This is a genomic window from Afipia felis ATCC 53690 (genome assembly GCF_000314735.2).
Taxonomy (GTDB): Bacteria; Pseudomonadota; Alphaproteobacteria; order Rhizobiales; family Xanthobacteraceae; genus Afipia; species Afipia felis.
Map to the genome: position 1 here is coordinate 3,279,430 of NZ_KB375270.1, position 23,665 is coordinate 3,303,094.

The window sequence follows — 23,665 nt, forward strand, 5'->3', positions numbered from 1 at the left end:
CGGACACCATGACCGATACCTCTCACGCCACATCGAATTCTTCGCCGAGCGTCGATCCGGCCGAGGTCGCGCGCTTCTCGAAACTGTCGTCGGACTGGTGGGACCCGAACGGCCGGATGAAGCCGCTGCACCGGATCAATCCGCTGCGGCTTGCCTATATCCGTGACGCCGCCTGCCGCAAGTTCGAGCGCAACCCGAAAAGCCTGAACTGCCTGTCGGGCCTGCGAATCCTCGATATCGGCTGCGGCGCGGGCCTTCTGTGCGAGCCGCTGGCGCGGTTGGGTGCCCAGGTCGTCGGCATCGATCCGTCCGAAACCAATATTTCGGTGGCGAAGCTGCATGCCGAACGCGGCCATCTCAGCATCGATTACCGCTGCACCACGGTCGAGGAGATCGATCTGCGCGAGCGATTCGACATCGTGCTGGCGATGGAGGTCGTCGAGCATGTCACCGATGTCGGCGCATTTTTGCTGCGCTGTTCGGCCGCGATGAAGCCGTCGGGGCTGATGACCGTCTCGACGCTCAACCGCACCTGGAAGAGTTTCGCGCTTGCGATCGTAGGCGCGGAATATGTGCTGCGCTGGCTGCCGCGTGGCACCCATCAGTGGGACAAGTTCGTCACCCCCGAAGAGCTCACGCATTATCTCGATGCCTGCAAGCTTGGCATCACCGAGCAGACCGGCGTGGTATTCAATCCGCTCGCCGACCGCTGGAGTCTGTCGTCCGACATGGACGTCAACTACATGGTGATCGCTGAAAGCCTGTAAGTCCGCCGCTGCTTTGCGGTTCTGATATGCAGAGGGCTCGCTTGACGAAAACCGCGCCATCATAGCCTTTTGCGGTGATGAAACGTCACCGCCGCGGCCCCGCATGACCGATCTGACCTGGCTCTGGATACCGTTTACCCTCGTGGGTGCCCTCGGCCAGGTCGCGCGCAACGCAATGCAGCGCGGGCTGACAAAGCCACTCGGCACACTCGGCGCGACCCATATCCGCTTCCTGTTCGGTTTTCCGTTCGCGGTCGTGTTTCTGGGGTCGGTCCTCGTCGCCACAGGCGATCATATCGGATGGCCGGCGTCGGGATTCTATCCGTGGCTGCTCGCGGGCAGTGCTGCGCAGATCGCGGGCACGGCGCTGATGCTTGCGGCGATGAACGAGCATTCCTTCGTCGTCACCACGGCCTATCTCAAGACCGAGGCGATTCAGGCGGCGGCCTTCGGCTTCGTATTTCTGTCCGACGAACTGACCGGGCTGAAGCTGCTTGGCATCGTGATCGCCACGCTGGGCGTGGTTCTCACCGCGCTGCGGCCCGGCGCGAAGGGTTTCGGCAGCCTGCGGCCGACCTTGCTCGGGCTGTTTGCTGCCTCCTTCATGGCACTGTCGGCGGTCGGCTATCGCGGCGCGATTCTCAACGTCGAGGGCGTGAGCTTCGTCACCGCAGCGAGCTTCTCGCTGTCCATCGCGCTGCTGCTGCAGACGCTGGTGCTCTCGGCCTATCTTGTGGTGCGCAAGCCCGGCGTGATGACGGCGATCTTCCGCCTCTGGAAGCCGTCGATGTTCGCAGGCTTCATGGGCGCGTTCGCCTCGCTGTTCTGGTTTCTCGCTTTCGCGCTGACGCCGGCGGCGAATGTGCGCACATTGGCGCTCGTCGAAGTGCTGATCGCGCAGGTGGCGGCGCATTACGGCATGAAACAGTCGATCACGGCGCGCGAATTCGCCGGCGTGGTGCTGATCCTGATCGGTGTGACGGCGCTGGTGGCGGGTTAACGCTTCCACACAATGATGACGGCACCCGCCGCAATCAGTGCGATACCCACCCAGTTGCTGGCCGTAGGGCGCTCTCCGAGAAACACGACACCGAAGATTGCGACCAGCACAACGCTCAGCTTGTCGATCGGCGCGACCAGTGTCGCCGGACCGAGTTTGAGCGCGCGAAAATAACACAGCCATGATGCGCCGGTGCCGAGACCGGACAAGATCAGGAATAGCCATGTCTTGCCCGAGACCTGTTCGGGCGACCTGAATTCGCCCGTTGCGAACAGAATGAGCGCGAAGCTCAGAAGCACGATAACCGTGCGGATGAATGTCGCGAGATCGGGATTGATGTTCTCGACGCCGACCTTGGCGAAAATCGCGGTGAGCGCGGCAAACATCGCCGACAGCACCGCCCATATCTGCCAGGACGACCAGATGCTGACCATTCGCTCGTCCTCGTCTGGCTAGTTTCGTTCGTCGGGCAGCAGCGGCAGCGGCATCACCTCGACGCCTTCCTCGATCAGCGAGCGGGTTTCTTCCGCAGTCGCCTGACCATAGATCGCGCGCTGCTCGGAATCGCCGTAATGAATCTTGCGCGCTTCGTTCGGAAACCTGCGGCCGACATTCTCCGCGTTCTTCTCCACATGCTCGCGCAGTTCACGCAGCTTGGTGGCGATCTCCTGTGCCTCGGGCGTCATCATCAGCGGAGATGCGGACGCAGGAACATCGGGCGATGTGGTGGGCGCGGGAGCGGAGACTGTTTTCGTGCTCTTCGAAGCTAGGCGCGGCGCCATGATCGCTTTTTCGACCTTGGCGGAATCGCAGGCCGGGCAAGTCACGAGATGCCGCTTGCGCTGGCTCTCATAAGCGCCGGAGCTTTGAAACCAGCTCTCGAAAGTGTGGCCGCATTCGCAACGCAGCGCATAGCGGATCATGGCGATCCCCTGACGGCGCGCAGATAATCGGGCTGCTGGCTCGGGTCGCGGACGCTGAAGCGGCGGCCGTGTTGCAGCGATGGAATGCTTTTGCGCACCGCAGTGACCCGCGCCGGGTCGATCTCTGCGGTGATGATGCCGGGCTCGGTGCCGCCTTCGGCGATCACCGTGCCCCACGGATCGATGATGAGCGAATGGCCGAACGTCTCGCGCTTGTTCTGGTGCAGGCCGCCCTGCGCGGCTGCGAAGATGAAGCAGCCGTTCTCGATCGCGCGGGCGCGCAACAGCGCATGCCAGTGCGCTTCGCCGGTGCGCTTGGTGAAGGCCGCAGGAGCCGCGATGAAGGATGCGCCAGCTTCCGCGAGCGCGCGGAACAGCGCGGGAAAGCGCAGATCGTAGCAGATGGTGAGGCCAAGGCGGCCCCAGGGCAGATCGGCAAGTACTGCTGTTTCGCCCGGCTGGTAGTTGGCTGATTCGCGATAGCTCTCGCCATTCTCCAGATCAATGTCGAACATGTGAATCTTGTCGTAGCTGGCGAGAATGTCGCCGCTCGGCCCGATCAGGAACGACCGATTCACCGCGCGCTCCGGCGAGGCCTTCAACGCCAGCGAGCCGATATGCAGGTGAACTTTCAATTCCGTCGCAAGGTCCTGGTACGCCTTCAGCGAAGCATCGTCGGCCTCGGATGCGAGCAGGTCGAACAGCGCCTTGCGGTTCTCCTGCATCACATTGGTGACTTCCGGCGTCTGGATGTACTGCGCGCCTTGCGCCGCCGCTTCGCGGATGAGTTGCGTGGCCTGAACGAGATTCTCGGCGGGCAGCAGGCCAGTGCGAAGCTGGACCAGCGCTGCCTTGAAAGGTGTGGCAGGAGCCGTCTCGGTCATGTGGGCTCTTTCTGTCCGTTCAGCAGTTCATCGAGCTTGCCGGCGCCTTCCAGCGCATACAACTCGTCGCAGCCGCCGACATGGAAGCCGTCGATGAAAATCTGCGGGAAAGTGGTGCCGCCTTTGGCGCGCGCCAGCATCTCCTGCCGGAAGGCCGGATTCTGGCCGGCGTCGAATTCGGTGAACTCGATATGCTTGCGTTGGAGCAGGGCTTTAGCGGCCGAGCAGTAGCCGCAACCCGGCCTGGTGTAGATTTCGACAGCGGCAGACATTGTATATTCCATGAAAAGGATCGCGACTGATTATATGGGAGGGCGGAACGCCTCCACAACCCGCGCGAATACCAGCACATCGACCGAAGCCGCCTTGGCGCGCAGCAACGCGCGAGCACAGGCGTCCACCGTCGCGCCCGAGGTCAGCACGTCATCCACCAGAATGAAGCGCCGCCCAGCGACGGCGGCGCGTTGATCGTCACCGACCGCGAATGCGCCCTGTACGTTGCGGGCGCGCTCGGTTCGCGACAGGCCGACCTGCTGGTGGGTGGCCCGGGTGCGGCGGAGCAGATCGGCCCGCACTGGAATTTTGGATTGGCGACCGATGACGTTGGCGAGCGTCGCCGACTGGTTGTAGCGCCGCGACCAGCCGCGTTTCCAATGCAGCGGCACCGGGATCAGCGCGTCGGTCTCATTGAGCAATTCTGCTCCGGCGCGGGCCATCCAGCGGCCCATCGCGGGCGCAAGGTCGGTGCGGTCCTGATATTTCAGTGCATGCACGAGCGTGCCTGCGGCCTCGTCGTAGCGCACGGCGGCGCGGGCGCGTTGATACGCCGGAGGTGCCGCGATGGCTTCCATCGACAACAAGCCCGGACCGGGATCATAGACAAAGGGAATGCCGAGCCGCGCGCAGTAAGGCGGCGCGATGAAGGATAGCTTTGCCCAGCAGACGGAACAAAGCCCTTCGCCCGCGACCGGTTCGCGGCAGGAGATGCACAGCGTCGGTAGGGCGATATCCAGCGCAAGCCGCGCGACGCGGCGGCCTGCATCGTGGCAGGCACTCCACGCGCCGCGCAAAAAAGGCCGCATCGGCATCGGCTGCATCGGCATGGGTCGAGCCTAGCCTTGCCCATGAACCCACTCAAGCTGGTTCATGTCTCACGATTGAACGCGGGCGGGGTTGGGCGTAACAAGCGGCCCATGACATCCACCTCGCCGCCGAAAGTGTTCGATTCTGTGCTGCTCAAGAAGCGGCAGGCGCGCGCTGCGAAAGCTGGCGCCGAGACGTTCCTGCTCGACCGCGTGGTGGAAGATTTGGGCGAGCGGTTGCATGCCGTGGTGCGCGATTTTCAGACCGCCGTGGATCTTGGCTCGCCGGGGCATGGCGCAGCGGATGTGCTCGCGGCTTCGGTGAAGCAGTCGCGTCATGTCGATTGGCCTGCGAATGAGCACGAGGCGCTGCCGTTTCAAGCGCATGCGCTCGACCTCGTCGTCTCGGTGCTGGCACTGCAATTCGTCAACGATCTGCCGGGCGTGCTGGCGCAGATCCGCCGCGCGTTGCAGCCAGACGGTTATTTTCTTGCGGCAACCATTGGCGGCGACACACTCACTGAATTGCGTCAGTCGTTCGCCGAAGCCGAGGTTGCACTCGACGGCGGGCTGTCGCCGCGCGTCATTCCAATGCTCGATCTGCGCGACGCGGGTGCGTTGCTGCAACGCGCGGGCTTCGCGCTGCCGGTGACGGATGTGGATCGCGTCACTGTGCGTTACGACACCATGTTCGGCCTGATGCGCGATTTGCGGCGGATGGGCGCGACCAACATGCTGATGGATCGCCGCCACACACCGTTGCGCCGCGCGACGCTGATGCGTGCCGCCGAAATCTATGCGCAGCGCTTTTCTGATTCTGACGGCCGCATTCGCGCGACGTTCGATATCGTCTGGATGGCCGGCTGGTCGCCGGATGAGAGCCAGCCGAAGCCGCTCAAGCCGGGCTCGGCGAAGATGTCGCTGGAAGAAGCGATCAAAAGCCAGAGTCGCAAAGGGTAATCCGCGACCCGAGCGGTTGCTTACAACAACAAATCTGTCAGATGCGAGATCAGCGGAATGTCCGCGGGTGGCATCGGGTAATCGCGCAACCTGTTGGCGCGCACCCAGGCGAGCGGTTGACCTTCGCGGCCGGTGGCGATGCCTTCCCAGCGTCGGCAGATGTAGAGCGGCATCAGCAAATGAAATGTTTCGTAGGCATGGCTCGCGAATGTCAGCGGTGCGAGACAGGATTCCTGCACAGTGATGCCGAGTTCTTCATGCAGCTCGCGGATCAGCGCGGGCTCCGGCCGTTCGCCGGGCTCGAGTTTGCCGCCGGGAAATTCCCACAGGCCTGCGAGTTGCTTGCCTTCGGGACGCTGCGCGATCAGCACCCGGTTGTCAGTGTCGATCAGCGCGCAGGCGACGACGAAGACGAGCTTGGTGGTGGCAGGTTTGTCCATCACGACCTGTAATCGCCGTTGATCGCGACATATTCCTTAGTGAGATCGCAGGTCAGTACGCGGTCGCGGCCCTTGCCCATGCCGAGCGCAACCTTGATGGTGATTTTCGGCTGCTTCATCAACGCGGACACTTCCGTCTCGTCATAGGCCGGATCGCGCATGCCTTTGTGCGCGACGCGCACGCCGTTGAAGAAGATCGCGAGCTTGTCGCGATTGGCAGGCTCGCCCGCCTTGCCGACTGCCATCACCACGCGGCCCCAGTTGGCATCCTCGCCCGCGACCGCGGTTTTCACCAGAGGCGAATTGGCGATCGACATCGCGATCCGGCGCGCGGACATCTTCGACGCCGCGCCGTCAACCAGCACCTCGACGAGCTTGCGCGCGCCTTCGCCGTCACGCGCGACCTGTTCGGCAAGATCGGCCAGCACCTCGCGGAAGGCTTTTACGAAAGCCTTCAGGCGCGGGTCGGACGCCCGCGTGATCTTCGGCGCGTCCTTGGCGGTGCCGGTGGCGAACGCGAGCAGCGTGTCGGAAGTCGAGGTGTCGCCGTCGATGGTGACAGCGTTGAAGGTGTCCTCGACGCCGCTCTTGAGCAGCGCCTGCAAAGCGGCCGCCGAAATCGGCGCATCGGTGAACACGAAGGAGAGCATCGTCGCCATGTCGGGCGCGATCATGCCTGCGCCCTTGGCGATGCCGTTGATGGTGACGCGCGCCTTGCCGAGCTTCACGGTTTTGGTCGCGAGCTTCGGAAACGTGTCGGTGGTCATGATGGCGCGGGCAGCCTCGTCCCAGCCGCCGGGGGCCGCCTTTTTCGCGAGGTCATCGAGCACGCCGTTGAACTTGGTGGCGTCGAGTGGCTCGCCGATCACTCCGGTGGAGGCGAGGAAGATCTGGTCGGCGCTGCTGCCGGTCGCGCTTGCGGCGATCTTCGCCGTTAGCGCGGTCGCGGTCTTGCCGGTCTTGCCGGTGAAGGCGTTGGCGTTGCCGGAGTTGACCACCAGAGCGCGGGCCAGACCCTTCTTCAGTTTCGCGCGGCACCAGTCGACCGGGGCGCTCGGGCATTTCGATTTGGTGAAGACGCCGGCGACCGTCGTGCCCTTGTCGAACAGTGCCAGCAGCACGTCGGTGCGGCCCTTGTAACGGATGCCCGCAGCGGCGGTCGCAAGCTTAACGCCGTTGATGACCGGCAGTTCGGGAACGTGAGTGGGCGCGAGGGGGGAGACGGCGGTCGACATGAGATCGGATGCCTTGATGTCTAGACTAAACGATGGGCCTGAAGAGTCCGGCCACTCACGTCTTACATCCTTGTCGATGAAGGCTCCAAGACGTGTTCTGAAGACGTGTATGCCCGGGCGAGCCCGGGCATACGGTCAAATTATCGAAGTCGGTTTGCGAAGTCGATTTACTTCTTTGCAGGAGCCGCCGGTGCAGCAGGCGCGGCCGCGTCGGGCTTCTGGTCGAGCCGCTCGATCTTGGCGTCGGCGCGCAGCTTGGCCACGTACTCGGCCTGTGCCTTGCGGATCACGAACGCCTCGAGTTGCGGCTTTACCTGGTCGAAGGGCGGAGCCTTACGGGCGCGCTTTTCCTCGACCTTGATGACGTGCCAGCCGAACTGAGACTTCACCGGGCCGGAAATCTGGCCGGGCTCCAGCGCGAAGGCGGCGGCGGAGAATTCCGGCACCATCTGGTCCTTGGTGAAGAAGCCGAGGTCGCCGCCATCGGACGCGCCGGGGTCCTTCGATTCCTTCTTCGCCAGTTCAGCGAAGTCGGCACCCTTCTTCAGCTTCGCGATGATCTCCTTGGCCTGATCTTCGGTCTCGACCAGGATATGGCGGGCATGGACTTCCTGCTCGCCGGAAATCTGCTTGGCGGCGTCGTCATAGACCTGCTTCAGGGCTGCATCGGTGACGGCGGCCTTGCCTTCCTGATCGAGCAGGGTGTCCATCAGGAGCCGGCTGCGGGTGAAAGCGAGCTTTTGTTTGAAATCTGGAGTGTCGGCGATCTTCTTGTCTTCCGCGGCCTTGGCCACGAGTTTCAGGTCGATCAAAAGCTGCACGACGCTGGACTGGCGGGAGGCCGGATCGAGCTGGGCAAGGCTCGGACCGATGTCCTTTTCCGCAGCGGTGACATCGCTTTGCCGGATTTCGGACCCGTTAACCTTGGCGAGAACCGGATTGTCGTCGGCGCGCAGCGGCTGGGCCGCCATCAGGGTCATGGCCATGCAGAGCGCGGCGGTCGAGAGCAGGCCAAGGCGCACGGCAGACGTCGTGCGGGTCGGGAGGGTCATGGATTATCCTTTTCTGATCAAAAGCGGAGAACAGCGAAGTCGCGGGACACTCGCTCAACCGCCCGCCGATGGCAACGCGAAAACCCGTCAAAATCATGAAATCCCTGAGAGGTTGGCGCGTTGACAAGCCCTGGGGGGCCCCATATCTCTCCCGGCAACCGGCTTTTGGCGCAGGGCTTTTACCGTGCGCCCCTGGGCCGGTGATCTTCAGCATTTTGCTGCTCCATGCCCTGCGGGCTTTGCCTGCAAGGACCGGTCGCAAAAAGGCCATGCGTGCAGTCTTGATGACGGATGGCCTTTACGAGCGATCCGGTTTCGGGGTCGCAAGCCAAACTGACAGACGGGATTAAACGATGATCGGCGCGCTCGCCCGCAAACTATTCGGCTCCGCCAACGACCGGCGGGTGAAGGGATATCAGGGGCGGGTCGATGCCATCAATGCGATGGAGCCGGAGCTTGCCGCGCTCTCCGACGAAGCGCTGAAGGCGCGCACCGCGGAGTTCAAGCAGCAGCTCTCCAACGGCAAGACCCTCGACGACATTCTCGTCCCGGCCTTCGCCACGGTGCGAGAGGCAGCCAAGCGCACGCTCGGTCAGCGTCATTTCGACGTCCAGTTGATCGGCGGCATGGTGCTGCATGAGGGCGACATCGCCGAGATGAAGACCGGCGAAGGCAAGACGCTGGTGGCGACGCTTGCGGTTTACCTCAACGCGCTTGCCGGCCAGGGCGTGCATGTCGTCACCGTCAACGACTACCTCGCCAAGCGCGACGCCGAATGGATGTCCCAGGTGTACGGCTTCCTCGGCCTCACCACCGGCACCATCGTCCACGGCCTCGACGACGCCGAGCGGCAGGCGGCCTATGCCTGCGACATCACCTACGGCACCAACAACGAATACGGCTTCGACTATCTGCGCGACAACATGAAGTACCGTCTGGAGGACATGGTCCAGCGGCCGCACTTCTTTGCCATCGTCGACGAAGTCGACTCCATCCTGATCGACGAAGCCCGCACCCCGCTCATTATTTCCGGACCGCTCGACGACCGCTCCGAATTCTACAACACCATCGACACCTTCATGCCGAGCCTCGAGAAGGTCGCGGATTTCGAGGTCGACGAGAAGCAGCGCACGGTCACGCTCACCGAAGCCGGTATGGAAAAGATCGAGACGCTGTTGCGCGACGCTGGCCAGCTCAAGGGCGAGTCGCTCTACGACGTCGAGAACGTCTCGGTCGTGCATCACGTCAATCAGGCGCTGCGTGCCCACTCGCTGTTTACGCGTGATAAGGACTACATCGTGCGTGATGGCGAAGTCGTCATCATCGACGAGTTCACCGGTCGCATGATGCCGGGCCGCCGCTATTCGGAAGGTCTGCATCAGGCGCTGGAGGCGAAGGAGCACCAGCCGGTGCAGCCGGAGAACCAGACGCTCGCCTCGATCACGTTCCAGAACTATTTCCGCATGTACAAGAAGCTCGCGGGCATGACCGGCACCGCGGCGACGGAAGCCGACGAGTTCTACGACATCTACAAGCTCGAAGTGGTCGAGATTCCGACCAACCTGCCGATCGCGCGCCTCGATGAGGACGATGAAGTCTATCGCACCTCGCGCGAGAAATACGCCGCGATCCTCGACGAGATCGAGCGCGCCAATTCGAGGATGCAGCCGGTGCTGGTCGGTACGGCGTCGATCGAGAAATCCGAAGTGCTGGCCGAATTCCTGAAAGAGCACGGCTACAAGCAGATCGACTTCGCCAATCCGAAATCGATGGCGAAGCTTTACGACGCGGCGCGCGCGGGCAAGCCTTCGAAGCTGTTCGCGGTGCTGAACGCGCGCTTCCACGAGCAGGAAGCCTATATCGTCGCGGAAGCCGGTGTGCCGGGCGCGATCACCATTGCCACCAACATGGCGGGCCGCGGCACCGACATCAAACTCGGCGGTTCGCTGGAGATGCGCGCGGCGGCCGCAACCGCCGGTATCGAAGACGAGGCCGAGAAATCAAAGGTCGTCGAGGGCATCAAGGCCGACATCGAGAAGTTCAAGGCCGTGGTGCTAGCGGCGGAGGAAACTGTCGAACTCGATCCGGGCAAGCCCGGCAAGACGGTGCAGAAGCCGGGCGGCCTCTACATTATCGGCTCCGAGCGCCACGAGTCCCGCCGCATTGACAACCAGTTGCGCGGTCGCGCCGGCCGTCAGGGTGACCCCGGCCGCACCAAGTTCTATTTGTCGCTCGATGATGATCTGATGCGCATTTTCGGCTCGGACCGTCTCGACAGCATGCTGCAGCGCCTTGGCCTCAAGGAAGGCGAGGCGATCATCCATCCGTGGATCAACAAGGCGCTTGAAAAGGCGCAGCAGAAGGTCGAAGCGCGCAACTTCGACATCCGCAAAAATCTCCTGAAATACGACGACGTCCAGAACGATCAGCGCAAGGTGATCTTCGAGCAGCGCATCGATCTGATGCGCGATCAGAACGTCAGCGAAACTGTCACCGACATGCGCCACGGCCTGATCGAGGGTCTGGTTTCCAAGCATATCCCCGAGCACGCCTATGCCGAGCAGTGGGATGTCGCGGGGCTGCGTGACGAGTTGAAGCGCGTGCTCGATCTCGACCTGCCGGTCGAGGATTGGGCCAAGGAAGAAGGCATCGCCGACGAGGAGATGCTGGCGCGGCTCGAGAAACATGTCGACGAGCACATGGCGGCGAAGTCTGCGCAGTGGGGTCCCGACGTGATGCGTTACGTCGAGAAGACCATTCTGCTGCAAACACTCGACCACCTGTGGCGCGAGCATCTCGTCATGCTCGATCATCTGCGACAGGTTATTGGCCTGCGTGGCTACGGCCAGCGCGATCCGTTGCAGGAATACAAGGCGGAAGCTTTCGAGCTGTTCGAGTCGCTGATCGCGCATCTGCGCGAGGCGGTTACCGCGCAGCTCATGCGCGTCGAGATCGTGCCGCCAGACGAGCAGCCGCCGATGCCGGTGATGGAAGCTCACAAGCTCGATTTCAATACCGGCGAGGACGAGGTGGCGCAGGTGCAGACGGCGATGGCCGCCGCGCCGGTGCCGGCGTCAGAGCGCAATCCGTCCGATCCTGCGACGTGGGGCAAGGTCGGCCGCAATGAGGATTGCCCCTGCGGCTCAGGCAAGAAGTTCAAACACTGCCACGGACGCTTTGCGTAAGCGCGTCGCGATTGTTGCATTATTAAAAAAACGCCGGTCGAAGGACCGGCGTTTTTTATGCTCGGTGATGGCTGCTGAAGCGGGTCGTCTTACTGGAAGCTCGACCAGCGATTGTTGAACGAATTGGCCGGCGTGGTGGGCTGCGCGCCGGCGATGGTTGCGGGCGGCGTCGGAGCGGTGGATTTGATTTCGGAAGATTTGGCCTCGGACGGCTTGGTCTCGGATCCGGCCTGCGCCGTGCGGCTGAGCGGGATGATCCGTGGCTCCGGCATTTTGGCTTCCGGCGCTCGCGCGGGCGCGGCGTTCTTTGCGACGGCTCTCGCCTTCGGCGCGGGAATCTCCTTCGGCGTAACTACCGGCGTAGCCTGCGGCGCGGCGGGCTGCTCGTGTTTCCAGCCGACCTTGCTGGCGATGGCCGAGAACACGTTCGGGCCGCCGGTCTGGCCTGTCGCCTCGGACGAATCCAGCGCGGCACCTTCCGGCGCGCGCGGCGGGTTGACGTATGAGGGGATCGTGCCCGGCGCGGGCGCAGTTGCAGGGATGGTGTAATCGCTGACGTCGCTCACCGCGATCGACTGCGAGTCGGGCAGTTTGGTCGCGAACACCGGATGCATGCCGCCATCGATGCCCGCGCGCGATTTCGCGAGCCGCGCTCCGCGGGAGATCAGTTCGGCGAGCCTGCTGCTATCGGCGCGCTCCTTCTCCTGCAGAGCTTGCGCGACTGCGGGATTGAGCTGATGCGGTGGGCATTGGCCAGTGGGGTTGAAGGCCAGCGGTCTGCCACCCGGCAGCGGCTCGGCGTCGAAGACGTACTTCTTCTCGCAGACATCAACCCTCGGCTCGGTCTTGGTGACCTCGAAGATGTCGTTGCCCTGCTTCAGCATGCGCCAGAACGGCATGTTCGGATTGTCGCGATACTTCGCCATGTTCTGCGGCGTCATCCGGAACGGATAGGCCTGCACCTGGAACGCGGTCTGGCCGCCGAAGAAGGACTCGCGGCCGAGTGAATAGATTTCAGAGATCTGCTCGTCGGTCATCGCATAGCAGCCGCGCGACGAGCAGTCGCCATGCACCATAAGCTGCGAACCGGTGCGGCCCCAGGCGCGGTCGTAGGCGTTGGGGTAGCCCATGTTGAAGGAGAGATAATAGGCGGAGGCCGGGTTCATCTGTCCCGGCGTGATGGAATAGAAGCCCTCCGGCGTCTGGCGGTCGCCTTCGCGAACCTTCGGGCCGAGATCACCGGACCAGCGGCAGATCGGATAGGTCTTCAGCAGCGCGAAATGCCCGGTGCGGTCCTGCTTCCAGACTTCGAGCTCGGACTCCTGCTTGAACAAGCGCACCAGCATCGGCGAGCCCTTGTCCATGTTCTTGGTTTCCATTTCGGCCAAGAGTTTTTCAGGAATCGGCTTGGTGGCCTTGGCGCTCTGCGCAAGGTTCTCGCCATTGCAGCCGGCCAATAGGGTGCCGGTCGCAAGTGCTGCGGAAACCATCAATGCGCGGATGAGGGAACGGTTGATCAAGATGCACCCTGCGCTTCGGATTCCACGGCGCGAATGCCGCGGCGTGCGGGAACCAGAACGAGCGGATATTTCCGATTATTATCCTTAAAGAACCGTCAGCCGCAAGCTGGAGAGGCGCGAGGAACCCTCTCCATAGTGAAAGTAAAGTTAAATCAAATTTCACGAAAAAGCCACGATTGCAGCGTGGCGCCTATCAGCCGAGGCGGCGTCCGATATCGAGAAACTTCTGCCGCCGCTGGGTGCGGATCGCCAGCGGATCGAGCGAGGCGAGATCGCGGAACGATTGCGCGATGGCGTCACCGGTGCGGGCGATCATGTCGGCGGCGTCGCGATGGGCGCCGCCCGGTGGTTCCTTCAGGATCGTGTCGATGATTCCGAACCGCGCGAGATCCTGCGCGGTAATTTTCAAATTGGTCGCGGCTTCCTGCGCCTTGGTGGCGTCGCGCCACAGAATCGAGGCCGCGCCTTCCGGCGAGATCACGCTGTAGACCGCATGCTCTAGCATCAGCACGCGGTTGGCGGTGGCGATTGCAATCGCGCCGCCCGAGCCGCCTTCGCCGAGAATGACCGCGACATTCGGCACGGTGAGGTTGAGACACTCCTCAGTCGAACGTGCGATGGCCTCGGCCTGGCCGCGCTCCTCCGCACCGATGCCGGGATAGGCACCTGCGGTATCGACGAGCGACAGCACCGGAATGCCGAAGCGATCGGCCATCTCCATCAGCCGCACCGCCTTGCGGTAGCCCTCCGGGCGCGCCATGCCGAAATTATGCTTGAGGCGACTCTCGGTGGTGGAGCCTTTTTCCTGCCCGAGCACGCAGATGCTTTCGCCGCGGAAGCGTCCGAAGCCGCCGATCATGGCGTCGTCGTCGCTGAACTTGCGGTCGCCCGCGAGCGGCGTGAATTCGGTGATGAGGCTTGCGATGTAATCGACGCAATGCGGACGCTGCGGATGCCGCGCGACCTGGGTTTTCTGCCACGGCGTCAGATTGGCGTAGAGATCGTGCAGCGCGATCTTCGCCTTGTCCTCGATCCGCGAGATTTCCTCGCCGATGTCGCTGCCGCCGGCTGCGAGCGTGCGCAACTCGTCGATCTTCGAATCGAGTTCGGCAACGGGCTTTTCAAAGTCAAGATAGCTGCGGATCGGATCGGCCATGAAACAAATATAGGATGGAATGGAGGGATTGTGCGGAGGGCGGAAACTGGACTTAGGGCCTGCCCAAGTCAAGCGCGGCGGAACGAAAGATAAACGTCTGATATATTTGAAATATTATTTTTCGGCGAGCGGGTGCAGGTCGCGCACCAGGCTCTTCAATCGTTCTTCCACCACATGGGTATAGATCTGCGTCGTGGAGATGTCGGTATGACCGAGCAGCGTCTGCACGATGCGCAGATCCGCACCATTATGGAGCAAATGGCTTGCGAAGGCGTGGCGCAGCACGTGCGGACTGATGAGGCGCGGAGAAATACCGGCGGCGACCGCAAGCTCCTTCAGGTCGCGGGCGAAATGCTGCCGCGTCAGATGGCCGCTCTCTCCCGAAGAGGGAAACAGCCATTTTGAAGCCGGTTCGGATTTTGGCTTCTCGCTTTTCTCACTCTTTGCGGTATCGGCGGCGGCGAGATAGGCGGTCATCGCATCGCGCGAACTCTGGTTGAGCGGAACGAGACGCTCCTTGTCGCCCTTGCCGCGGACCACGATCATGCGCGCGTCGCGCCGCGCGGCCGACAACGGCAGCGCTACAAGCTCCGAGACACGCAGACCCGTGGCGTATAGCACTTCGAGCAAGCACCACAGTCGCATCGCGCGCAGCTTTTGCAGCGGCGGCTGATCATGGTCGGCAAACTCGCGCGCTTTTGCAAGCAGGCGATCGACGTCGGCGATAGACAGAACTTTCGGCAGCGCGCGGCCGCGCTTGGGGCCGGAGAGAATCGCTGCGGGATCGTCGCCGCGTTTGCGTTCGTTGAGCAGGAAGCGGAACAGATGCCGCATCGACGACAGCCGCCGCGCGACACTGGAGGATTTGAAGCCGCGATGATCGAGATCGGCGAGATAATCACGCAGCGCCTGCGTATCAGCGCGGGCGAAATCGAGCTTGGCGCGTGCAAGGAAGGCGGCGAGATCCTCGAGGTCGCCGCGGTAGGCGTTGAGCGTATTGTCGCCCGCGCCCTGTTCGGCGGCGAGCATGTCGAGAAACAGATCGATCGTTCTTGCGTCGGATGTGGCCATCACGCCTTCCGCCGTTATTTCTTCTGGAACTTGTCCTGCGAGATGTTGATCGTCATCTCGCGGGGCGTCGGATTGACGAAATTCGCCAGCGCGTACACGGCGCCGTAAATCAGGCCGCCGATGATCGCGATCACGCTCAGGAAGCGAAACAGACTTGGCATTGGTTTTCTGGCAGTGGCTTCTGCCGTCCCCATCTCCGGGCCGCTCCGGTGGCATCGGAGCGTTAACGACATCCACCATGTTCGGGCCGTTTCAGCAAGCCTTCCATAATGTCCCCTATGGCAAGGCCGCCGAAGACGGTAAGATGACAGAATATGAGCCCCGACGAGCCCGCGGAAATGTCCGAAATCCTTGCCCGGCAAGGTGTTGCCCAGAACCAGATCGCCGATATCGTGTCGGCGCTCGGGGCGCGGACGATTGTCCTTGTCGGCATGATGGGATCGGGAAAATCCACCGTGGGACGCCGGCTGGCGGCGCGGTTGCGGCTGCCGTTCGTCGACGCCGACCATGAGATCGAAACGCGGCACGGCGGCATGACAATCACCGAGATTTTCGCGACCCATGGCGAGCCGTATTTCCGCGAGGGCGAGGCCAAGGTGATCTCGGCGCTGCTCGACGGCGGCGCGCAGGTGCTTGCGACCGGTGGCGGGGCCGTGCTGCGCGAGGACACACGCACGCGCATTCACGACAAAGCGGTATCCATTTGGCTCAAAGCGGACGGCGCGACCGTGCTCCGCAGGGTCAAGCGCCGCTCCGACCGGCCGTTGCTGCAGACCGAGGATCCCGCCGCGACCATCGAGCGCCTGATTGCCGCACGCGAGCCGTTCTACAGCCTTGCCGACATCTCCATCGTCTCGCGCGACGTGCCGCACGACAAAATCGTCGATGAGTGCATCGAGGCGCTCCATGAATATTTGTGCGGGAATACGTCTGTCGCTTTCGCAAACAAGACTTAAATAAGGACTCTGATGCCGGCAGCCGCTGAAACCAAACTCCGTCCTGATGACACGACGACGATCGAGGTCGGTCTCGGCGCACGTTCCTATTCCATCGCGATTGGACGCGGCCTGCTGCCCTCGCTCGGCGAGCGCATCAAGGCGCTGCGGCCCGGTGCGCGCGCGGCGATTGTGACCGATCACACCGTGGCGCAGCACTGGTTGCAACCGGCGATGGATGCGCTCAAGGCTGCCGGCGTCGAAGCAGCGGAGCCGATCATCGTCGAGGACGGCGAAGGCTCGAAGAGCTACGGCGTGCTTGAAGACGTGAGCGAAGGGCTGATTGGTGCCCGGATCGAACGCAACGATCTTGTCGTCGCGCTTGGCGGCGGCGTGGTCGGCGATCTCGCCGGCTTTGCAAGCGCCATCGTGCGCCGCGGTGTCGATTTCGTGCAGGTGCCGACCTCGCTGCTTGCGCAGGTCGATTCCTCCGTCGGCGGCAAGACCGGTATCAACTCGCCGAAGGGCAAAAATCTGATCGGAGCGTTCCACCAGCCGATTCTGGTGCTGGCCGACACCGCTGTGCTTGACACACTGTCGCAACGCCAGTTTCGCGCGGGCTACGCGGAGGTCGCGAAATACGGGTTGCTCGGCGATCTCGATTTCTTCGAATGGCTGGAAAAGAACCACGAGGGAATTTTCTCAGGCCAGACCGCACGCGAATATGCCGTTGCCGCAAGCTGCCGCGCCAAGGCGGGAATCGTCGCACGCGACGAGCGCGAGACGGGTGAACGCGCGTTGCTCAATCTCGGCCACACTTTCGGTCACGCGCTGGAAGCGGCGACCGGATTTTCGGATCGTCTGTTCCACGGCGAGGGCGTCGCCATCGGCATGACGCTGGCCGCTGAGTTCTCCGCGCGTCGCGGCATGATTTCGCAAGGCGACGTTGTGCGTGTGCAGGCACATCTGGCCGCTGTCGGCTTGCCGACGCGGCTGCAGGATATCGCGGGTTTCACTCAGGAAGGCGTCGGCGACGCGGACGCGCTATTGTCGCTGATGTTCCAGGACAAGAAGGTCAAGCGCGGCAAGCTCACCTTCATCCTTCTGGAAAAGCTCGGCCACGCCGTTATCGTCAACGATGTTGATCCGGTATCGGTGCGTGATTTCCTGAGCGAGAAACTGTCGCAGAAACATAACTGATTGAGCATGGGCTGGTTTACCTTCGCCGTCGTTATTGCCTGTCTGGTGATCTCCGCCTTTTTCTCGGCGAGCGAAACCGCGCTGACCGGTTCGTCCCGCGCGAGCATGATGCGGCTGAAAATGCAGGGCAGCCGTCAGGCTGGCATCGTCACGCGGCTGCTTGAGCATCGCGAGCGCATGATCGGTGCGCTGCTGGTCGGCAACAACCTCGCCAACATTGGCGCGTCCGCGCTCGCAACCGGCGTGTTCACGGCATGGTTCGGCGAGGTCGGTGTGCTGTATGCGACCGGCGTGATGTCGGCGCTGGTCATCATCTTCGCCGAGGTGCTGCCGAAGACGGTGGCGATCAATGCACCGGACCGTGTCTCGCTGCTGGTCGCGCGGCCGATGCAATGGGTGCTGCTGGTCCTGAGCCCGCTTCTCACCGTGATCGACGTGGTGGTGCGGCTCTTGATGAAGCTGCTGCGCATTCCGGTTGGCGCGCATCAGAATTTGCTGTCGCCGACCGAGCGGCTGCGCGGTGCGGTCGATCTGATGCATCATGAAGGCGGTGTCGAGAAGCAGGATCGCGACATGCTCGGCGGCCTGCTTGACCTGAAAGACCTCGACGTCTCCGACGTCATGGTTCATCGCACCGAAATGGTGATGATCAATGCGGACCTTCCTGCAGAAGAGCTGGTGCGCGAGGTGCTCGCCACCGAATACACCCGCATCCCGCTGTGGCGTGACAAGCCGGAGAACATCATCGGTGTGCTGCATGCCAAGGATTTGCTGCGCGCTATCCGGCTGACGGAAGGCGACATCTCCAAGGTCGATGTCAGCGCAATCGCGCTGCCGCCGTGGTTCGTGCCGGAAATGCGGCCGCTGTCGGAGCAGCTCAAGGCGTTCCGACGTCGCAAGACACATTTCGCCCTCGTCGTGGACGAGTATGGCGAGGTGGAAGGCCTTGTCACGCTGGAAGACATTTTGGAAGAAATCGTCGGCGACATTTCCGACGAGCATGACGTCGTGGTCGCGGGCGTTCGCGTTCAGGCGGACGGTTCGGTGATCGTCGACGGCACGGTGCCGATCCGTGACCTCAATCGCGCGATGGACTGGAAGCTGCCGGACGAGGAGGCGACGACGATCGCGGGCCTCGTCATTCACGAGGCGCGCTCGATTCCGGACCGCGGTCAGATCTTCACCTTCCACGGCTTCCGCTTCCGCGTGCTGCGACGCGAGCGCAATCGCATCACTGCGCTGCGCATCTTCCCGCTGCCGCAGGCGACGGACGAGCCGATGCCGCGCCGCGCGGGCAGGGCGTTCAGCTTTTTCTAGAATCTATGATGAAGAACGTGCGGCTATTCGCCGGGCGCCTGCGTCTTCAGCGCCAGTGCATGAACGCCGCCAGCGAGATCGTCCGCCAGTAACGCATTTATCATCCGGTGGCGCTCGACGCGGCTCTTCCCTTCGAAGGCGCGAGACACAATATGAACTCTGAAATGCGTTTGGCCGCCGGGGCGGTGGCCGGCGTGTCCTTCATGCAAATGCGATTCGTCAACGACGCTGAGGCTCTCCGGATGGAGAGCGTCGGTCAGTTTTTTGGCGATGGTGTCCCGAACGGTCATGATATCCGCAATATCGTGCGTTATTGAGCGCCGTCAATGCGCTTGACGCGCGGCCCTTATCATTTGCGGTTGATGGTCGCGGCGATGTATACTCGACGGCTCGCGAAATTCGCGATTTGTCTGTCCTCTTGAGCCACGTTGTCCGAACTGATGTCCTTCGATTCGAAATATTTTGACAAGATCCGCATCAAGCCTGCCGCGAAGGCGAAGACCCGCGTCAAGGAAGAGGCGGTGATGTGCGAATGGCCGGATTGCAAAAATCCCGCGCCGCATCGTGCGCCGAAGGGCCGTGGCAAGGAGCGCGAGTACTGGCACTTCTGTCTCAATCACGTCCGCGAATACAACCAGTCTTATAATTTCTTCTCGGGAATGAGCGACGAAGCCGTCGCGCGCTATCAGAAGGATGCGCAGACCGGCCATCGCCCGACCTGGAAAATGGGCGCGAACACCGGCCCGAAGGGCAAAGGCAAATCCGGCGTCGAGGACGAGTTCGAAGGCGCGCTCGATCCGTTCGCGATGTTCCAGGAAATGAACGGTCGCGGCCGCTGGCGTCCGGGACCGGGCGCGAAGGCGGAAACCAAGACCGAGACGCGGAAGGTGATGAACGCCGAGCGCAAGGCGCTGCAGGTGATGGGGCTAGGCGCGGATGCCACGCTCGAGATGGTGAAGACGAAATATAGGCTTCTGGTGAAGCAACATCATCCCGACGCCAATGGTGGCGACCGTTCGACCGAGGATCGCCTGATCGAGATCGTCAAGGCGTATAATTATCTGAAGACCGTAGTGCGCCCGTAAGGCTGCGGGTCTTACTCGCAGGACGAAGCACCCAGCGCTCGGCGGCGCGCCCGCCATGTGCGAAATGCCCATGTGGCGACACCGATCGCGAGCAGTCCGCCGACCAGCGGCAGCGCGTAATGCTCGGCTTTCGCGCCCCATTGCTCGGCGGCCGATCCGGCGAGCACGCCGGGCAGGATCATCGCGGGCGCCCAGACCAGAACGGCAAAGATGTCGATGGCGACAAATTTCGGTGGCGGCATGTCGAGCGCGCCGGCTGTGATCGGTACGAAAGCGCGGATCGGCGGAAGAAAGCGGGCGAAGAACACCGCGAACGTGCCGTAGCGCAGGAAGAAGCGTTCGCTCTCCGCGATCAGCGCCGGGTACTTCGACATTGGCCACAGCGCCAGCACGCGCCGCTTTTGTGTGTAGCCGAGCCAGTAAGCAAGGCCGTCTCCCAATGCCGCGCCAACGATGGCGGCGACGAGAATCGGCGCGAGTTTCAGGTTCCCGCTCGGGACCAGTGCGCTTAATGCCAGAATCACCGTCGAGCCTGGCACGACCGCGCCTGCCAGCGGCACGGCTTCGAGAAAGGCTGACAGGAAGATCACGGTATAGGCAGCGACGCCGTGAGAGGACACAAAGGCGACGACGAGATCGAGATACTGGCTCACGCGCGATCCAAAATATGGAATGACCAGACGGTCGGATCACCCATAGGTGGGCATTCACAGCAGAAAACCCAATGCGGGTTGCAAATCTGCAGGCCCAGCCCGGCAAAGATGCGGTACCGGGAGGCCTTCAATAATTCCAATAAATGGACTATCTTTTTGATGTAACGAAAGAACTTTTAGCAGCCGCAAGGCTTCTGCCGTTTGCGGCTCTCTGCTAGGTTCTCCCCGCATCCCACCCGCGCGAACAATGCACGTCTGGTTTCGGGAGCATCCGAGACCACGGAGGAATGATGACTGCCGCCACTTTGCAATCGCAGGAAGCTACGCGTCTGCCGGACATGAAGGTGTCCGTGCGTCAGGTTTTCGGCATCGACAGCGATCTTGAGGTCCCCGCCTATTCGGAGGTCGATCCTCATGTGCCGGACGTCGACCCGGATTATCGCTTCGACCGCGCCACCACGCTCGCGATTCTCGCAGGCTTCGCCAAGAACCGCCGCGTCATGGTCACGGGCTTCCACGGTACCGGCAAGTCCACGCATATCGAGCAGGTCGCCTCGCGGTTGAACTGGCCGTGCGTGCGCGTCAACCTCGACAGCCACATCAGCCGTATCGATCTCGTCGGCAAGGACTCGATCGTCGTGCGCGATGGCAAGCAGGTCACCGAATTCCGTGACGGCATTCTGCCGTGGGCACTGCAGAACAACGTCGCGCTGGTGTTCGACGAATACGACGCCGGCCGCCCGGACGTGATGTTCGTTATTCAGCGCGTGCTGGAAGTCTCAGGTCGCCTGACGCTGCTCGACCAGAACAAGGTCATCAAGCCGCATCCGGCGTTCCGCCTGTTCGCGACCGCCAACACCATCGGCCTCGGCGATACCTCGGGCCTCTATCACGGCACCCAGCAGATCAACCAGGGCCAGATGGACCGCTGGTCGATCGTTACCACGCTGAACTACTTGCCGCATGACGAGGAAGTCGAGATCGTGCTCGCCAAGGCGAAGCACTATCGCAACGATGCGGGCCGCGACACCGTCAACAAGATGGTGCGGCTGGCGGATCTCACGCGCAACGCATTTGCGAACGGCGATCTGTCGACTGTGATGAGCCCGCGCACCGTCATTACCTGGGCCGAGAATGCGGAAATCTTCGGCGATCTCGGCTTCGCGTTCCGTGTGACCTTCCTCAACAAGTGCGACGAACTGGAGCGCCCGCTGGTGGCTGAATTCTATCAGCGCTGCTTCAACGTCGACCTGCCGGAAAGCGCCGTCAACGTCGCACTGAGCTGAGCCGGATCGGCATGAGCGCATCGAACGTCAAGTTCAAATCCTCCAAGGAAGCGCCGACGGAGCCGTTCAAGCGCGCAGTGACGTCGTGCCTGAAGGCGATCGCCAAGAAGGCTGAGCTTGACGTCACATTCTCCGCGGAACGGCCGGGTGTCGCGCCCGGCAAGGCGCGGCTGCCGGAGCCGTCGCGCAAGCTGACCCGCAAGGACGCCGCGATCGTGCGGGGGCATGCGGATTCGATCGCGCTGCGGCTTGCCTGTCACGATCCGAAACTTCATCGCAAGCTCGCGCCGAGCAATCAGCAGGCGCGCGCAGTGTTTGAGGCGATGGAGCAGGCCCGTGTCGAAGCCATCGGCTCGAAGCGCATGGCGGGCGTCGCCAAGAACCTCAATGCGATGCTCGACGATCATTTCCATCGCGGCAAATATGACGAGATCACCGACCGCGCCGACGCACCGCTGGCCGATGCGCTGGCGATGCTGGTGCGTGAACGCCTTACCGGACAGGCGCCGCCGGTGGCCGCGCGCCGGATCGTTGATCTGTGGCGGCCGACCCTGGAAGAAAAGGTCGGCCATCGGCTCGATCAGTTGCAGGGCCTCACCGAGGATCAGGCCAGGTTCGGCGAATTGATCCAGGACCTCCTCACCGCGCTCGAGCTCAGTGATGAGCGCATCGCCGAGCCGGACGAAGACGAGAACGAGGACGAGGAAAAGAAGGGCGGCGAGAAGGGCGAGGCCGGTCAGGAAGCCGAGGCCGACAAGGACGAGACGGACGATATGTCCGCCGATCAGTCGCAGTCGCAAAGCGAGGACATTTCGTCGGACAGCGCCATCGACGCCTCCCAGCTCGCCTCCAGCGAGAACTATGACGAAGGCGACATGGGCGAGGAAGAGACGCCCGGCGATGCCACGCGTCCGAATGCGCGCGGCCAGAATGAGCCGAAGGGCCCAGAATATCACGCCTTTGCGCCAAAATTCGACGAGGTCATTTCCGCCGACGAACTATGCGATGCCGAGGAGCTGACACGGCTGCGCGGTTATCTCGACAAGCAGCTCGCGCATCTGCAGCATGTGGTCGCGCGTCTCGCCAACCGCCTGCAACGCCGCCTGATGGCGCAGCAAAACCGGGCGTGGGAGTTCGATCTCGAAGAGGGCATGCTCGATCCGGCACGGCTGTCGCGCGTCGTCACTGATCCGTTCCATCCGCTGTCCTTCATGCACGAGAAGGAAGCGACCTTCCGCGACACGGTGGTGACGTTGCTGCTCGACAATTCCGGTTCGATGCGCGGCCGACCGATCACCGTGGCTGCGACCTGCGCCGACATTCTGGCGCGGACTCTGGAGCGTTGCGGCGTCAAGGTCGAGATTCTCGGCTTCACCACGCGTGCCTGGAAGGGTGGACAGTCGCGCGAGGCGTGGCTTGCGGCAGGCAAGCCCGCCAATCCGGGCCGGCTCAACGACCTGCGCCACATCATCTACAAGTCGGCCGATGCGCCGTGGCGTCGCGCGCGCAAGAATCTTGGCCTGATGATGCGCGAGGGCTTGCTGAAAGAGAACATCGACGGCGAGGCCCTCGACTGGGCGCACAAGCGCCTGCTCGCGCGTCCCGAGCAGCGCAAGATCCTGATGATGATCTCTGACGGCGCGCCGGTCGACGATTCGACCCTCTCGGTGAATTCCGGAAACTATCTCGAACGGCATCTGCGCTGGATCATCGAGGAGATCGAAACCCGCTCGCCGGTGGAATTGATCGCCATTGGCATCGGCCACGACGTCACGCGCTACTATCGGCGCGCGGTTACGATCGTGGACGCGGAAGAACTCGGCGGCGCGATCACCGAAAAGCTCGCGGAGCTGTTCAGCGAGACCCACGGTGCGCCGCCGGCAGATCGCCGCCGCAAGCTGCACTGAGCGCGTC

General features: G+C 62.7%; 24 protein-coding genes. 10 read left to right on the forward strand and 14 right to left on the reverse strand.

Going from position 1 to position 23,665, the window contains the following annotated elements; genetic code table 11:
* The first annotated feature begins 8 nt into the window (after positions 1-8).
* Entirely contained in the window at positions 9-767 is a 759-nt protein-coding gene (gene ubiG, locus HMPREF9697_RS15665) for a bifunctional 2-polyprenyl-6-hydroxyphenol methylase/3-demethylubiquinol 3-O-methyltransferase UbiG (protein WP_002718216.1), read from the forward strand.
* Between the two features lie 103 nt (positions 768-870).
* The gene (locus tag HMPREF9697_RS15670; protein ID WP_002718217.1) at positions 871-1,767 is read left to right on the forward strand and encodes a DMT family transporter; all 897 of its coding nucleotides are present in this window, start codon (positions 871-873) and stop codon (positions 1,765-1,767) included.
* Here HMPREF9697_RS15670 and HMPREF9697_RS15675 read toward each other — a convergent pair.
* From HMPREF9697_RS15675 to HMPREF9697_RS15695, 5 genes are read right to left on the reverse strand one after another with little or no spacing between them, the layout of a single operon-like run.
* On the reverse strand, positions 1,764-2,201 hold the full coding sequence (locus HMPREF9697_RS15675; protein WP_002718218.1) for an EamA family transporter: 438 nt from the start codon (positions 2,199-2,201) through the stop codon (positions 1,764-1,766). The two genes, HMPREF9697_RS15670 and HMPREF9697_RS15675, sit on opposite strands and share 4 nt — an antisense overlap.
* An 18-nt stretch (positions 2,202-2,219) precedes the next feature.
* Complete coding sequence (locus HMPREF9697_RS15680; RefSeq protein WP_002718219.1) at positions 2,220-2,690, reverse strand: DUF1178 family protein; 471 nt, start codon at positions 2,688-2,690, stop codon at positions 2,220-2,222.
* A complete protein-coding gene (locus tag HMPREF9697_RS15685) occupies positions 2,687-3,574 on the reverse strand; it encodes a carbon-nitrogen hydrolase family protein (protein ID WP_002718220.1) in 888 nt (295 codons plus the stop codon). Before HMPREF9697_RS15685 ends, HMPREF9697_RS15680 begins: the two co-directional genes overlap by 4 nt.
* The gene (gene grxC / locus HMPREF9697_RS15690; protein ID WP_002718221.1) at positions 3,571-3,846 is read right to left on the reverse strand and encodes a glutaredoxin 3; all 276 of its coding nucleotides are present in this window, start codon (positions 3,844-3,846) and stop codon (positions 3,571-3,573) included. The genes HMPREF9697_RS15685 and grxC overlap by 4 nt, the downstream gene beginning before the upstream one ends.
* A 30-nt stretch (positions 3,847-3,876) precedes the next feature.
* Positions 3,877-4,677, reverse strand: a complete 801-nt coding sequence (locus HMPREF9697_RS15695; protein WP_002718222.1) for a ComF family protein — start codon at positions 4,675-4,677, stop codon at positions 3,877-3,879.
* Between the two features lie 90 nt (positions 4,678-4,767).
* Here HMPREF9697_RS15695 and HMPREF9697_RS15700 point away from each other — a divergent pair, with 90 nt between their 5' ends.
* Positions 4,768-5,616, forward strand: a complete 849-nt coding sequence (locus tag HMPREF9697_RS15700) for a methyltransferase domain-containing protein (RefSeq protein WP_040307976.1) — start codon at positions 4,768-4,770, stop codon at positions 5,614-5,616.
* 20 nt (positions 5,617-5,636) lie between these two features.
* On the opposite strand, the gene mutT is transcribed toward HMPREF9697_RS15700, so the two are convergent.
* From mutT to HMPREF9697_RS15715, 3 genes are all read right to left on the reverse strand, one after another.
* Positions 5,637-6,056 carry an 8-oxo-dGTP diphosphatase MutT gene (gene mutT, locus HMPREF9697_RS15705; RefSeq protein ID WP_002718224.1) on the reverse strand — a complete coding sequence of 140 codons (420 nt, stop codon included), beginning with the start codon at positions 6,054-6,056 and terminating at the stop codon, positions 5,637-5,639.
* Positions 6,056-7,291 (reverse strand): bifunctional glutamate N-acetyltransferase/amino-acid acetyltransferase ArgJ, encoded by a 1,236-nt coding sequence (gene argJ / locus HMPREF9697_RS15710; RefSeq protein WP_002718225.1) that lies wholly within the window; start codon positions 7,289-7,291, stop codon positions 6,056-6,058. Before argJ ends, mutT begins: the two co-directional genes overlap by 1 nt.
* 167 nt (positions 7,292-7,458) lie before the next feature.
* Positions 7,459-8,343, reverse strand: a complete 885-nt coding sequence (locus HMPREF9697_RS15715) for a peptidylprolyl isomerase (protein ID WP_002718226.1) — start codon at positions 8,341-8,343, stop codon at positions 7,459-7,461.
* 353 nt (positions 8,344-8,696) lie between these two features.
* On the opposite strand from HMPREF9697_RS15715, the gene secA reads away from it, so the two are divergent.
* On the forward strand, positions 8,697-11,528 hold the full coding sequence (gene secA / locus HMPREF9697_RS15720; RefSeq protein WP_002718227.1) for a preprotein translocase subunit SecA: 2,832 nt from the start codon (positions 8,697-8,699) through the stop codon (positions 11,526-11,528).
* Between the two features lie 89 nt (positions 11,529-11,617).
* On the opposite strand, the gene HMPREF9697_RS15725 is transcribed toward secA, so the two are convergent.
* From HMPREF9697_RS15725 to HMPREF9697_RS15740, 4 genes are all read right to left on the reverse strand, one after another.
* Positions 11,618-13,048 (reverse strand): L,D-transpeptidase family protein, encoded by a 1,431-nt coding sequence (locus HMPREF9697_RS15725; protein ID WP_002718228.1) that lies wholly within the window; start codon positions 13,046-13,048, stop codon positions 11,618-11,620.
* Between the two features lie 193 nt (positions 13,049-13,241).
* Positions 13,242-14,204, reverse strand: a complete 963-nt coding sequence (locus HMPREF9697_RS15730; RefSeq protein WP_002718229.1) for an acetyl-CoA carboxylase carboxyltransferase subunit alpha — start codon at positions 14,202-14,204, stop codon at positions 13,242-13,244.
* Between the two features lie 114 nt (positions 14,205-14,318).
* Complete coding sequence (gene xerD / locus HMPREF9697_RS15735; RefSeq protein WP_002718230.1) at positions 14,319-15,275, reverse strand: site-specific tyrosine recombinase XerD; 957 nt, start codon at positions 15,273-15,275, stop codon at positions 14,319-14,321.
* Positions 15,276-15,289: 14 nt separating this feature from the next.
* Positions 15,290-15,436: a hypothetical protein gene (locus HMPREF9697_RS15740; protein WP_040307978.1), complete on the reverse strand. Its 147-nt coding sequence runs from the start codon at positions 15,434-15,436 to the stop codon at positions 15,290-15,292.
* Between the two features lie 177 nt (positions 15,437-15,613).
* Between HMPREF9697_RS15740 and HMPREF9697_RS15745 the strand changes: the two genes are divergently transcribed.
* From HMPREF9697_RS15745 to HMPREF9697_RS15755, 3 genes are read left to right on the forward strand one after another with little or no spacing between them, the layout of a single operon-like run.
* On the forward strand, positions 15,614-16,231 hold the full coding sequence (locus tag HMPREF9697_RS15745) for a shikimate kinase (protein WP_002718232.1): 618 nt from the start codon (positions 15,614-15,616) through the stop codon (positions 16,229-16,231).
* Positions 16,232-16,243: 12 nt separating this feature from the next.
* Positions 16,244-17,410: a 3-dehydroquinate synthase gene (gene aroB, locus HMPREF9697_RS15750; RefSeq protein WP_002718233.1), complete on the forward strand. Its 1,167-nt coding sequence runs from the start codon at positions 16,244-16,246 to the stop codon at positions 17,408-17,410.
* A 6-nt stretch (positions 17,411-17,416) separates the two neighbouring features.
* The gene (locus HMPREF9697_RS15755) at positions 17,417-18,727 is read left to right on the forward strand and encodes an HlyC/CorC family transporter (RefSeq protein ID WP_002718234.1); all 1,311 of its coding nucleotides are present in this window, start codon (positions 17,417-17,419) and stop codon (positions 18,725-18,727) included.
* A 23-nt stretch (positions 18,728-18,750) separates the two neighbouring features.
* Here HMPREF9697_RS15755 and HMPREF9697_RS15760 read toward each other — a convergent pair whose 3' ends face one another.
* Positions 18,751-19,017 carry a BolA family protein gene (locus tag HMPREF9697_RS15760; protein WP_002718235.1) on the reverse strand — a complete coding sequence of 89 codons (267 nt, stop codon included), beginning with the start codon at positions 19,015-19,017 and terminating at the stop codon, positions 18,751-18,753.
* Positions 19,018-19,167: 150 nt separating this feature from the next.
* Between HMPREF9697_RS15760 and HMPREF9697_RS15765 the strand changes: the two genes are divergently transcribed.
* On the forward strand, positions 19,168-19,812 hold the full coding sequence (locus HMPREF9697_RS15765; protein WP_002718236.1) for a J domain-containing protein: 645 nt from the start codon (positions 19,168-19,170) through the stop codon (positions 19,810-19,812).
* Positions 19,813-19,823: 11 nt separating this feature from the next.
* On the opposite strand, the gene HMPREF9697_RS15770 is transcribed toward HMPREF9697_RS15765, so the two are convergent.
* Positions 19,824-20,465 carry a DedA family protein gene (locus HMPREF9697_RS15770; RefSeq protein ID WP_002718237.1) on the reverse strand — a complete coding sequence of 214 codons (642 nt, stop codon included), beginning with the start codon at positions 20,463-20,465 and terminating at the stop codon, positions 19,824-19,826.
* A 287-nt stretch (positions 20,466-20,752) separates the two neighbouring features.
* On the opposite strand from HMPREF9697_RS15770, the gene cobS reads away from it, so the two are divergent.
* Together cobS and cobT are read left to right on the forward strand one after the other, a co-directional pair.
* Positions 20,753-21,751: a cobaltochelatase subunit CobS gene (cobS, locus tag HMPREF9697_RS15775; protein ID WP_085947195.1), complete on the forward strand. Its 999-nt coding sequence runs from the start codon at positions 20,753-20,755 to the stop codon at positions 21,749-21,751.
* 11 nt (positions 21,752-21,762) lie between these two features.
* Entirely contained in the window at positions 21,763-23,658 is a 1,896-nt protein-coding gene (cobT, locus tag HMPREF9697_RS15780) for a cobaltochelatase subunit CobT (protein ID WP_002718239.1), read from the forward strand.
* The last annotated feature ends 7 nt before the right edge of the window (positions 23,659-23,665 follow it).

Coding starts and splice junctions, on each gene's coding strand:
- ubiG (WP_002718216.1), top strand. CDS start 9: ATGACCGATACCTCTCACGCCACATCGAATTCTTCGCCGAGCGTCGAT.
- HMPREF9697_RS15670 (WP_002718217.1), top strand. CDS start 871: ATGACCGATCTGACCTGGCTCTGGATACCGTTTACCCTCGTGGGTGCC.
- HMPREF9697_RS15675 (WP_002718218.1), bottom strand. CDS start 2,201: ATGGTCAGCATCTGGTCGTCCTGGCAGATATGGGCGGTGCTGTCGGCG.
- HMPREF9697_RS15680 (WP_002718219.1), bottom strand. CDS start 2,690: ATGATCCGCTATGCGCTGCGTTGCGAATGCGGCCACACTTTCGAGAGC.
- HMPREF9697_RS15685 (WP_002718220.1), bottom strand. CDS start 3,574: ATGACCGAGACGGCTCCTGCCACACCTTTCAAGGCAGCGCTGGTCCAG.
- grxC (WP_002718221.1), bottom strand. CDS start 3,846: ATGTCTGCCGCTGTCGAAATCTACACCAGGCCGGGTTGCGGCTACTGC.
- HMPREF9697_RS15695 (WP_002718222.1), bottom strand. CDS start 4,677: ATGCCGATGCAGCCGATGCCGATGCGGCCTTTTTTGCGCGGCGCGTGG.
- HMPREF9697_RS15700 (WP_040307976.1), top strand. CDS start 4,768: ATGACATCCACCTCGCCGCCGAAAGTGTTCGATTCTGTGCTGCTCAAG.
- mutT (WP_002718224.1), bottom strand. CDS start 6,056: ATGGACAAACCTGCCACCACCAAGCTCGTCTTCGTCGTCGCCTGCGCG.
- argJ (WP_002718225.1), bottom strand. CDS start 7,291: ATGTCGACCGCCGTCTCCCCCCTCGCGCCCACTCACGTTCCCGAACTG.
- HMPREF9697_RS15715 (WP_002718226.1), bottom strand. CDS start 8,343: ATGACCCTCCCGACCCGCACGACGTCTGCCGTGCGCCTTGGCCTGCTC.
- secA (WP_002718227.1), top strand. CDS start 8,697: ATGATCGGCGCGCTCGCCCGCAAACTATTCGGCTCCGCCAACGACCGG.
- HMPREF9697_RS15730 (WP_002718229.1), bottom strand. CDS start 14,204: ATGGCCGATCCGATCCGCAGCTATCTTGACTTTGAAAAGCCCGTTGCC.
- xerD (WP_002718230.1), bottom strand. CDS start 15,275: ATGGCCACATCCGACGCAAGAACGATCGATCTGTTTCTCGACATGCTC.
- HMPREF9697_RS15740 (WP_040307978.1), bottom strand. CDS start 15,436: ATGCCAAGTCTGTTTCGCTTCCTGAGCGTGATCGCGATCATCGGCGGC.
- HMPREF9697_RS15745 (WP_002718232.1), top strand. CDS start 15,614: ATGTCCGAAATCCTTGCCCGGCAAGGTGTTGCCCAGAACCAGATCGCC.
- aroB (WP_002718233.1), top strand. CDS start 16,244: ATGCCGGCAGCCGCTGAAACCAAACTCCGTCCTGATGACACGACGACG.
- HMPREF9697_RS15755 (WP_002718234.1), top strand. CDS start 17,417: ATGGGCTGGTTTACCTTCGCCGTCGTTATTGCCTGTCTGGTGATCTCC.
- HMPREF9697_RS15760 (WP_002718235.1), bottom strand. CDS start 19,017: ATGACCGTTCGGGACACCATCGCCAAAAAACTGACCGACGCTCTCCAT.
- HMPREF9697_RS15765 (WP_002718236.1), top strand. CDS start 19,168: ATGTCCTTCGATTCGAAATATTTTGACAAGATCCGCATCAAGCCTGCC.
- cobS (WP_085947195.1), top strand. CDS start 20,753: ATGATGACTGCCGCCACTTTGCAATCGCAGGAAGCTACGCGTCTGCCG.
- cobT (WP_002718239.1), top strand. CDS start 21,763: ATGAGCGCATCGAACGTCAAGTTCAAATCCTCCAAGGAAGCGCCGACG.